Source organism: Pseudomonas sp. rhizo66, assembly GCF_031931925.1.
Taxonomy (GTDB): Bacteria; Pseudomonadota; Gammaproteobacteria; order Pseudomonadales; family Pseudomonadaceae; genus Aquipseudomonas.
In genome coordinates this window covers 282653-292134 of record NZ_JAUJWZ010000006.1, presented here as the reverse complement: position 1 = coordinate 292134, position 9482 = coordinate 282653, and the positions used below count along the sequence as shown (strand labels likewise).

General features: G+C 58.7%; 8 protein-coding genes. 4 read left to right on the top strand and 4 right to left on the bottom strand.

All coding sequences use genetic code 11. The features are described from left to right. The first annotated feature begins 300 nt into the window (after positions 1-300). From QZR14_RS10165 to QZR14_RS10155, 3 genes are all read left to right on the top strand, one after another. Positions 301-762, top strand: a complete 462-nt coding sequence (locus QZR14_RS10165; RefSeq protein ID WP_250607338.1) for a hypothetical protein — start codon at positions 301-303, stop codon at positions 760-762. A gap of 636 nt (positions 763-1398) precedes the next feature. Next, positions 1399-2373 carry a 2-hydroxyacid dehydrogenase gene (locus QZR14_RS10160; protein WP_311996472.1) on the top strand — a complete coding sequence of 325 codons (975 nt, stop codon included), beginning with the start codon at positions 1399-1401 and terminating at the stop codon, positions 2371-2373. 147 nt (positions 2374-2520) lie between these two features. Next, the gene (locus QZR14_RS10155) at positions 2521-3030 is read left to right on the top strand and encodes a DUF2165 family protein (protein ID WP_122598000.1); all 510 of its coding nucleotides are present in this window, start codon (positions 2521-2523) and stop codon (positions 3028-3030) included. A 19-nt stretch (positions 3031-3049) separates the two neighbouring features. Here QZR14_RS10155 and QZR14_RS10150 read toward each other — a convergent pair whose 3' ends face one another. Continuing rightward, positions 3050-3952 (bottom strand): DMT family transporter, encoded by a 903-nt coding sequence (locus QZR14_RS10150; RefSeq protein WP_250607725.1) that lies wholly within the window; start codon positions 3950-3952, stop codon positions 3050-3052. A gap of 139 nt (positions 3953-4091) precedes the next feature. On the opposite strand from QZR14_RS10150, the gene QZR14_RS10145 reads away from it, so the two are divergent. Then, a complete protein-coding gene (locus QZR14_RS10145) occupies positions 4092-4967 on the top strand; it encodes an AraC family transcriptional regulator (RefSeq protein ID WP_250607724.1) in 876 nt (291 codons plus the stop codon). 331 nt (positions 4968-5298) lie between these two features. Here QZR14_RS10145 and QZR14_RS10140 read toward each other — a convergent pair whose 3' ends face one another. The 3 genes from QZR14_RS10140 to QZR14_RS10130 form a co-directional block, all read right to left on the bottom strand. Then, positions 5299-7728 carry a TonB-dependent siderophore receptor gene (locus tag QZR14_RS10140; protein WP_250607723.1) on the bottom strand — a complete coding sequence of 810 codons (2430 nt, stop codon included), beginning with the start codon at positions 7726-7728 and terminating at the stop codon, positions 5299-5301. A 200-nt stretch (positions 7729-7928) separates the two neighbouring features. After that, complete coding sequence (locus QZR14_RS10135) at positions 7929-8918, bottom strand: FecR family protein (RefSeq protein WP_311996471.1); 990 nt, start codon at positions 8916-8918, stop codon at positions 7929-7931. Beyond that, positions 8915-9481 (bottom strand): RNA polymerase sigma factor, encoded by a 567-nt coding sequence (locus tag QZR14_RS10130; RefSeq protein WP_311996470.1) that lies wholly within the window; start codon positions 9479-9481, stop codon positions 8915-8917. Before QZR14_RS10130 ends, QZR14_RS10135 begins: the two co-directional genes overlap by 4 nt. Position 9482: the final 1 nt, after the last annotated feature.

The window sequence follows — 9482 nt, the reverse complement described above, 5'->3', positions numbered from 1 at the left end:
ACTGACCGAGGTGTTTGGGCGAGTTACACCGACGTGAAATACCGAGTCGAACTCAGGCTCTGAAAGCCCCCAAATCGCCTCTCTCCTCGGGGAGGGGGCTGGCGTGAGCATCTGACAGGCGTCTTCCACCGACGGACAGAGATTCAACTTTGGAGAAATCAATCAAACCTGAAGAGTTATGGTTGATAGAACAACTATAGCCAAATGGTATAGCCAACCTGTCAAACCTGACAGTTCCTTATTATCTGCTCCACGCTAACACTACCAGTGAATCCCGCACTTGATTTAACGGAGCAAGACATGACCATTACAAGAGATACATTTGAAGGACGTAGAGAATCAGGAACCGGTTCTGTGAACGCCAGAATCAAAGACTACTTCACCGATAAATTTGAAGGGAAACCCGATTTCTTTGTGAGTGATGGAGAACTGGTGGCATTACAGGCGACCTATCAAAACTCCACAAGCACCTCATTTACCATTCACTTGATATTTGATGCAAAAATCGAGAAAGGCAAACATTTCTTCACGGAGAAATTCCCATGCCCGTTTCACTTTTTGTATATACAACACCACATTACAAAATACTATACCAGCATTAAAGATGCGGGCTCAATTGACGTAGAAGAGTTCGATATTGCCGATGGTATTTTCAAAGCCACCTTCAACTTCACCTTCAAGGACTTCGACAACAATAACAAGGAGCACCAGATTCATGATGGTCAGATTGATGTGCAAGGCCTTGAGATCATCGAGGGATGAGGGCACTGACCACTCAGGTTGCAAAGTCTGACTCAAGTGCAGGCACAAGCAGGTATCAGCTACTGCTGCTCGCCGAACGGGCGGTGAACCGCGTGCGGGACTCCCCAATCCCCAACACACAGCTAAAAGCCCCTCACCCTAGCCCTCTCCCGCAGGGAGAGGGGAGTGACCGAGGTGTTTAGTAGAGTTGCGCCGACGTGAAAGTCCGAGTTGAACGCAAATTTTGAGAGGCCCACCATCGGCTCCCTCTCCCTCGGGAGAGGGCTGGGGTGAGGGGCAAATCCACCACAAAACCAAAGCCGACCACGCCCCGCTCCTCACCATTCAACAGGATGAGCGTTAGCTCGGCTGCAGCTCTTGATCTGTAAGGCGACGTCGGAGCGAAGGAACCCCGAGCCCCAGCGAGCGGGCCGCACGTAGGAGCAAGCCTTTTTGGTTACTTTTTTCTGGGCCGGCATTCCGGGCGTCTGGAAAAAGTGACCCGCCGTAAGGGCGGAACCCTAAGCCGCCATCCCCCAAAAAACGGATATAAACCCAACACCACCCAAAACCTGGTCGGCCCAGAGGCCGCCAAGACAACCCCAAGCCAGAAATGTTAGCGTGCTAGGTATCAAGCCCGAACAAGAGCCAACAACGATGAAAAAAACTGTCCTGGCCTTCAGCCGCATCACCCCGCCCATGATCGAACACCTGCAACAGGAGTTCGACGTCATCGTCCCAAATCCAAAGAACGGCGACATCAACGCCCAATTCAATGAAGCCTTGCCCCACGCCCACGGCCTCATCGGCGTCGGCCGCAAACTCGGCCGCGCACAACTGGAAAACGCCGCCAAACTGGAAGTGGTCTCAAGCGTCTCCGTCGGCTACGACAACTACGACCTCGACTACTTCAACGAACGCGGGATCATGCTCACCAACACCCCGGATGTGCTCACCGAAAGCACCGCCGACCTGGCCTTTGCCCTGATCATGAGCAGCGCCCGCCGCGTCGCCGAACTCGACGCCTGGACCAAGGCCGGGCAATGGCAAGCCAGCGTCGGCGCCCCGCTGTTCGGCTGCGACGTCCACGGCAAAACCCTCGGCATCGTCGGCATGGGCAACATCGGCGCCGCCGTCGCCCGCCGTGGCCGCTTCGGCTTCAACATGCCGATTATCTACAGCGGCAACAGCCGCAAGACCGACCTGGAACAGGAACTCGGCGCGCAATTTCGCAGCCTCGATCAACTGCTCGCCGAAGCCGATTTCGTCTGCCTGGTGGTGCCGCTCAGCGACAAGACCCGCCACTTGATCAGTCATCGCGAACTGGCGCTGATGAAACCCGACGCCATCCTGGTGAACATCTCACGTGGCCCGGTCGTCGATGAACCGGCGTTGATCGAAGCCCTGCAAAACAAGCGCATTCGTGGCGCCGGCCTCGACGTCTACGAAAAAGAACCGCTGGCCGAATCGCCGCTGTTCCAGTTGAGTAACGCCGTGACCCTGCCGCACATCGGCTCGGCGACGAATGAAACCCGCGAAGCCATGGCCAATCGTGCGCTGGCCAATCTGCGCAGTGCCCTGCTCGGCGAACGCCCGCAGGATCTGGTCAACCCGCAAGTCTGGCGCGGATAAAAAAATACGGGCAAGTGCGTTATTGCACTTGCCCGTTAGTTATGCGTTACACAACTTGAAATTGAACAAAAAAGCCAATCAAACAACAGCATTATAAGCTCTGCCTGCCTGTCGAATAATCGACAAACGCTATGGAGAGCCAATACCTTGAACACCCTGACAACCGACAAACTCATTCGTTACAGCAAAGTCATATTAATGGCTTACATCAGCTTCTTTGGCGTGCTGGTGATGATCCACAACTTTACTGACTACAATTCAAACTACACCTACGTGGCTCATATCCTGAGTATGGACACCACCACTGCCAGCGAAACCATCAAGTACCGCGCCATTGAATCACCGATGATCCATCACCGGATCTACTGGTTCATCATTACGCTGGAAGTTACGTATACCGTGCTGTGCCTGATAGGCACGTATCAGCTATATCGCCACATAAATGCGTCCGCAGAAGTATTCCACGAGGCAAAAAAGTTCTCGATCATGGGCATACTCGCGGCCATCTTCATTTATTACGTCTGTTTGCAAACCGTAGGTGTCGAATGGTTCGACATGGACACTTCGCAATCATGGAATGCCAAGGACTGGGCGCGACATATCGTTGATTTCATCTTCCCGGTAATGATTTACATCACCTTGAAAGTCGAGCGCTGAAGTTTAGCGCTCGTTTATTTCAAGCCAACTTTCCCTGTACTGGCGCCACGACCACCTTGGGTTTGCGGAACACCAACACATTGCCCAGCATCACTAACACCAGACCGACCAGCGCCGGCGCTGTCCACTGATAACCTTCAGCAAAAGCCGAGACGTTCAGCGCCACGACCGGAAACAGCACCGTGCAGTAAGCCGCACGCTCCGGACCCATGCGCCCGACCAGCGTGAGATACGCGGTGAAGCCGATGACCGAACCGGGAATCACCAGATACAGCAGCGCGCCGACATAACGCGGACTCCAGTCCATGTCGAATGGAATGCCTTTGACCAGGCACCACACCGACAACATCGCCGCGCCATAAGCCATGCCCCAGGCGTTGGTGGTCAGCGGCCTGAGGCCGGCCTTCTGCTGCAGGCTCGAGAGCATGTTGCCTGCCGAGAAACACAACGTCCCGCACAGTGCCAGACCAAGCCCCAGCAAGGTTTGCGGGCTGGCCTGATGCCCGGCCAGTTCCGGCCAGAACAACATGCCCAGGCCGAACAGCCCCAGCGCACCGCCCATCAGCACATTGCGTGCAATGCGCTGACCAAAGAACACCCGCGCATTCAGCGCGTTCCACAGCGTCGCGGTAGAAAACACCACCGCAACCAGACCGCTGGGGATCCACTGACTGGCGGTCAGGAAGCACATGAAGTTGACGCAGAACAGGCACAGGCCCTGCGCCACGCAGATCAGATGCCCGCGACGGTTCATCGGTTGCAGGCGACGGCTGAGCAGCAACAGCGCAAACAGCACCAGCGCCGCGAGGCCGAAGCGATAGACGATCGACACCGGAATCGCCACCACGCCCAGTTGCCATTTCAAGGCAATCCAGGTGGTGCCCCAGATCAGCACGGTCAACAAATACAACGACAGGTTCATGGCAGACACTCCTCGATAGGCCTTGAGTGTCTGCCCGGACCTGGTTTGAGCGCTTGCAGATTCTTGCGCTTTTGTCTGGCGGCAGGCTGGCAGCGCGGTGCCCACGGAGTAGGATGCAAGGCGTTGAAGAGAACCGACCATGGCCGCCATCGATACCCTGCAAGTCTTTCAAGCGTTAAACAGCTCGCCCAATGCACGCCTGGTGCACAGCGCCGAGCTTGGTGACGGCTTGTCTGCCGCTTTGTGGACCAACCACCACGATGCGCAAGATTACGAAGCGCCCACCCACCACACGTTGTCCTGCTACATCGCCGGAGGCACCGGTACCTTTCGTCGCGATCAACCCGGGCAGAAAGGCGGGCCGGACAAGCTGTGCATCCTGCCGGCCGATCATGAATCGGGCTGGGTGATCAACGGCGATATCCGCTTGGCGCACCTGTATTTCAGCGCCGAACAATTTGCCCTCGGTTGCGTCACGTTGCTCGATCGCGAACCGCGTGAGATGCAATTGCGCGAGCAGACCTTTCTCGAAGATCCGCAACAGGCGCAACGCTTCCGGCAGTTGCTGACGCTGAATTGGGACGAGCCTGCTGAACGCTTGCTGAGCAGTAGCCTCGCCCATGAATTGATCAGCCACACCTTGCTCAGTCAGGTCGGCGCGCGTCAGGGCTTGCGTTTGAAGGGTGGACTGGCGCCACACCAGCGTCGGCAACTGGTGGAGTTCATCGACACTCAGTTGGCCGAGCCGATCAGCCTCGGACAATTGGCCGGGTTGTGTGCGCTGTCGGAATACCACTTTGCGCGGATGTTTCGGACGAGTTTCGGTCTGCCGCCGCATCAATACGTACTGGCGCGGCGCTTGAGCCGGGCGCGGGAGTTGTTGCGCGGGACGGCGTTGCCGTTGGGCGAGATCGCGCTGGCGTGCGGGTTCGCCAGTGCGAGTCATTTCACCAATCGGTTCAAGCAGGTTCTGGGCGGGACGCCGGGTGAGTATCGGCAGGCGTTTTTGCGTTAAGCCCTTTTCCCCTCACCCCAGCCCTCTCCCAGAGGGAGAGGGGGCCGACCGAGGTGTCTGGCGTTGTACATCGACCTGAATGACCGAGTCGATTTTGGATTCGGTAAAGATCGATCACGTCGGCGCAGTTCTCCAATATCCCCCAATCAGTCCCCTCTCCCTCTGGGAGAGGGGACCTACCGAGGTGTCTTGCGCTGTACGTCGACCTGAAAAATCGAATCGACTATGGATTCCAAGCATTACTTTCAGGTCGGTGTATCTCTCGAATATCCCACGCTCAGTCCCCTCTCCCTCGGGGAGAGGGTTAGGGTGAGGGGCTTGTGATCTTGCCTTAAAATTCCAGGGTGCTGGACAACGAAACCTGCCGCGCATCCCCCATCGACACAAAGAACCGACTCGCCGCCGAGGTGTAATAGGTGCGATCAAACAGGTTCTTCACATTGAGCTGAAACTTGACCTTCTGCCCTTCAACCCTGGTGTCGTACGTGGCAAACGCATCAGCCACGGTGTAGCTCGGCAGGTCAAAATCATTCACCGCGTTACCCGCACGTTCGCCGACATACCGCGCACCCGCGCCGACGCGCAATTGATCGCCGCCAATCACGCTGCCAAAGTCATACACCGCCGACAACGAACCGGAATTCTTCGCCACGTTCTGCAGGCGCTTGCCTTTGTAATCCGGGTCTTCGGTCACTTCGGCATCGGTGTAGGCGTAGCTGCCGATCATGCTCCAGTGGTCAGTCAATTGACCGGTCAGGTCCATTTCCAGACCGCGCGAACGTACCTCACCGGCGGCGCTGTAAATCGTCGTCGGGCCTTCGGAATTGGCCACCAGCACGTTGCGTTTCTTGATGTCGAACAACGCGATGTTGCCGGTGACACGCCCCGGCATGTCCAGCCGCGCACCCAGCTCCCACGACTTGGCTTCTTCCGGGGCGATGCTGCCATCGAGCACGGTGCTGCTGCCGCTCAGCGGGGCGATGGTCGAGTTGGGTTTGAACGATTCGGTGTAGCTGCCGTAGAACGACAAGGCGTCGGTGTAGCGATACACGAGACCTGCGCGCGGCACCCATTTCTGCCCGTTGCTGTCGGTGTTGGCCTTGAACGGCACACCTTTGCCGGCGTACTGGTCGTACTCCTGAAAGCGCCCGCCGGCGACCAGAATCCACTGGTCATTGAGGTGAATCGAGTCCTGCATGAACACCGAATCGCTGCGCAGCTCATCGGTCTGCGCGCTGTCGGGAGCGCTGACGGTCGTACCGGCGACTTCACGACCGTACACCGGATTGATGTAGCTGAAAGTGGTCAGGCTTTTCTGCCGGATCAAGTCCTCGCGATAGATCTTGCGGTACTCGTCATCGACGCCGAACACCAGGTCATGCTGCATGCCCAGCACGTTGACCTTGCCTTCGAGGCTGGCGGTGGTGAAGCGGTCGGTGCTGATCGCATTCTGGGTACCGTCCATGCTGCGGGTCAGCGTGCCTTTTTTGGTGTCGATAGCGGTCACGCGGACCTGGCTGGCGTCGTAGGTTTCACGATTCCAGCTGTAACCGAAGTGGGCTTTCCAGTCGTCGTTGAGCTCGTGATCGGCTTCGAAGTGGTACAGGTCCGAACGGCCTTCCATGTTATTGAACGGCTCGTCGAGGCGCTCTTTGCGCGAGATGTCCAAAGGGTGATTGGTGCGCGGATCGATCAGCGTGCCACGGTCGAACGGCGTGAGAAATTCGCGATGCTCGTAGGCGAACAACAGCTTGGTGCTTTCGCCAAACCAGGCCAGCGAAGGGGCGATCAGGGTTTCACGGTGAGTGCCGAAGTTGCGCCAGTAATCTTCGTCTTCGTGGTCGAGCACCATGCGATAGGCCAGCCCGGAATCGCCCAACGGGCCGGTGCTGTCGAGGCTGCCGCCGCTGCCGTTCTTGCCGTCGCCGTAAGTCGAGCCGCGCAAGGTCAGGGCATTGTATTGCGTCAGTTCAGGCTTCTTGCTGACCAGGTTGACCACGCCACCCGGGTCTTGAATGCCGTATAGCAGCGAGGCCGGGCCTTTGAGCACTTCAACCCGATCGACCGTGGCATTCATGCCGCGCCCCTGCACGATCGGCATGCCGTCGCGCATGATCGAGCCGTTGCGGTTGTCACCGAAACCGCGCGTCATCACCGAATCCTGGGTGCTGCCCAAGGTGTTGCCTTGAGTGATGCCGCTGACGTTGGCCAGTGCATCGTCCAGATTACGCGGCGCTTGATCGCGGATGACTTGCGCCGGGATGACGTTGACGGTCTGCGGGACTTCCTGCAACGACGCCGACGAACGCATCACCGAACTGGTTTCCGGCGGCTGATAGCTCATCGATTCGTCGCGGGTCGAGGTGATGGTGGTGGCGCCGAGGTTCAACGCGCCTTCGGTGGGTTTGGGCTCCAGCGCCAGCGTGTGGCTGTCGGTGCGGCGGAAGTTGAGGCCGGAGCCGCTGAGCAGACGTTGCAGGGCCTGTTCGGCACTCATCTGGCCATTGACGGCCGGTGCCGTCAGACCGTACGGCGCTTCGTCGGTGTAGACCACGCTCTGCCCGGTGACGCGGCTGAAGTCGCTCAAGGCTTGCGGCAGCGGTTTGGCGGCCAGGGAAAAATTGAACTGCTTTTGCGCTTGGCTGCTGACGGTTTCAGCGGCGAGCGCGACGCTCAGCGGCAACAGCGCCAATGCCGAAAAGCTCAGTGCCGACACGCCTAACCATTGTTTGACCGAACCCGATTTTGCCCTGGACTTCATTGCTCAATGACCTGTGTAGAACCGCAACGGATGCGAATGACTCGCAGTTTCAGTCACTACACGGATGGGGTTCGGGTTTACCTCACCACAAATCTGAAAATATTTTTCAGGATCAAAAGATCGCAGCCTTCGGCAGCGCCTGCATTGAAATGCGATCCCCTGTAGGAGCTGCCGAAGGCTGCGATCTTTTGCCTTTTGCTTCAGCGCAAAATAATCAGATGCCCCAACACCTGATGCTGCTCAAACCCCATCACCCCTTGTAAAGAATTCAACACCGCCTGCGGATCCTTGCTGGGAAAACTGCCACTGACCTTGCGCGCCGCCAGCTCCTCGTTGAGCAACACAATCCGCCCCGGGTAATAACGCCGCAGATCCTCGACCACATCGGCCAGCGTCGACTTGTAGTAAGTCAGCCAGCCCTGACGCCAGGCCAGTTGCGCCTCACTGTCCACCGCGTGCAGTTTTTCTGCGGTGCCGCCAGCAAAAGCGACCTGCTGACCGGCCGTAAGAATCTGCTGTTCAGCATCACGATCCGCCGTCACACCAACGCTCCCGGTCAACACCGTGACCTGCGCACCGTGAGGTTGCAGACGCACTTCGAATTGCGTGCCGAGCACCCGCGCCTCGCCCTGCTCCGCCGCGACCACAAACGGCTCGCCGGTGTGGCTGACGCTGAAGAACCCGGCACCACGGCGCAACTGCACACGGCGCTCGCCATGACTGAAATCCACGGCAATCGCACTGTCGCCATCCAGCGTCACTTGCGATTGATCGGCCAGCGTCACCGTGCGGATCTCGCCGGGTGCCGAGACATAATCGGCGCCCAGATCATCGAGCCAGCGCTGCGCTTGCCAGCCGGTGCCGAGGCTGACCATCAGCAGCAGGCACGCCGCCATCGCCAGCGCCGCCGACCAACGCAACAGCGCTGGACGACGCGGGCGATCCATCGCATCAAGATAACCCTGCAACGCCGAGGCTTCTTCATCTGCCAGCATTCGTGCCGGGCCTTCGCTCAGTTCCCAAAGCACCTGCGCCTGCGCATACGCCTCGGCATGGGCCGGGTCGGCGCGCAGCCATTGGCTGAAGGTCAGTTGATCGCCGGCACTCGGCCGATCATGCAGCAGGCTCAACCAGGCAAACGCGGCCTGCTCTTGCGCGGGCGTGGGGGTAACGGAATCGGCGGGCTTCACGGTGCTTTCCCTGGCAGGCGTGGCGCGGGTTCGCGCAGACTGGCCTTGCAGGCCTCGAGGGCGCGCATCATATGTTTTTCCACGGCACTTTGGGACAGGCCCATGGCCTTGGCGATGTCCGCGTATTTGCGGCCGTGGATGCGATTGAGCAAAAAGATCTGTCGGGTGCGCTCGGGCAAGGCGCGCAACGCCGCTTCGACATGCTTCAGATCATTGCCCGCTTCCAGCGCCGCTTGCGGTTCGCTGCCGTGGCTGTGCGGCGCGTCCGGTTGCCAGCCTTCGTTGACCCGCGTGCGCGTGCCTTCGCTGCGCAGATGATCGATGGCGATGTTGCCGGCGCAGCGCAAAAGATAGGTACTGAGTTCTTCGACCTGCACCAGCGGCCGCCGCCAGAAACGCAGAAACAGATCCTGCACCAGGTCTGCCGCCGTCGCGCGGCAACCGACACGCCGGTTCACCAGCGCTTCCATTTGCGCACGCTGGGACAGGAACACCTGAAGAAAATGCGCACGCGCCCCGCGCGGCTCATCGTCGCGGGATTCCGGCGGCAGACCGATCAGCACG

Bases quoted from the DNA above. Each gene is read 5' to 3' on its own strand.
- QZR14_RS10150 (WP_250607725.1), bottom strand. From the start codon at position 3,952: ATGAACCTGTCGTTGTATTTGTTGACCGTGCTGATCTGGGGCACCACC.
- QZR14_RS10160 (WP_311996472.1), top strand. From the start codon at position 1,399: ATGAAAAAAACTGTCCTGGCCTTCAGCCGCATCACCCCGCCCATGATC.
- QZR14_RS10165 (WP_250607338.1), top strand. From the start codon at position 301: ATGACCATTACAAGAGATACATTTGAAGGACGTAGAGAATCAGGAACC.
- QZR14_RS10145 (WP_250607724.1), top strand. From the start codon at position 4,092: ATGGCCGCCATCGATACCCTGCAAGTCTTTCAAGCGTTAAACAGCTCG.
- QZR14_RS10140 (WP_250607723.1), bottom strand. From the start codon at position 7,728: ATGAAGTCCAGGGCAAAATCGGGTTCGGTCAAACAATGGTTAGGCGTG.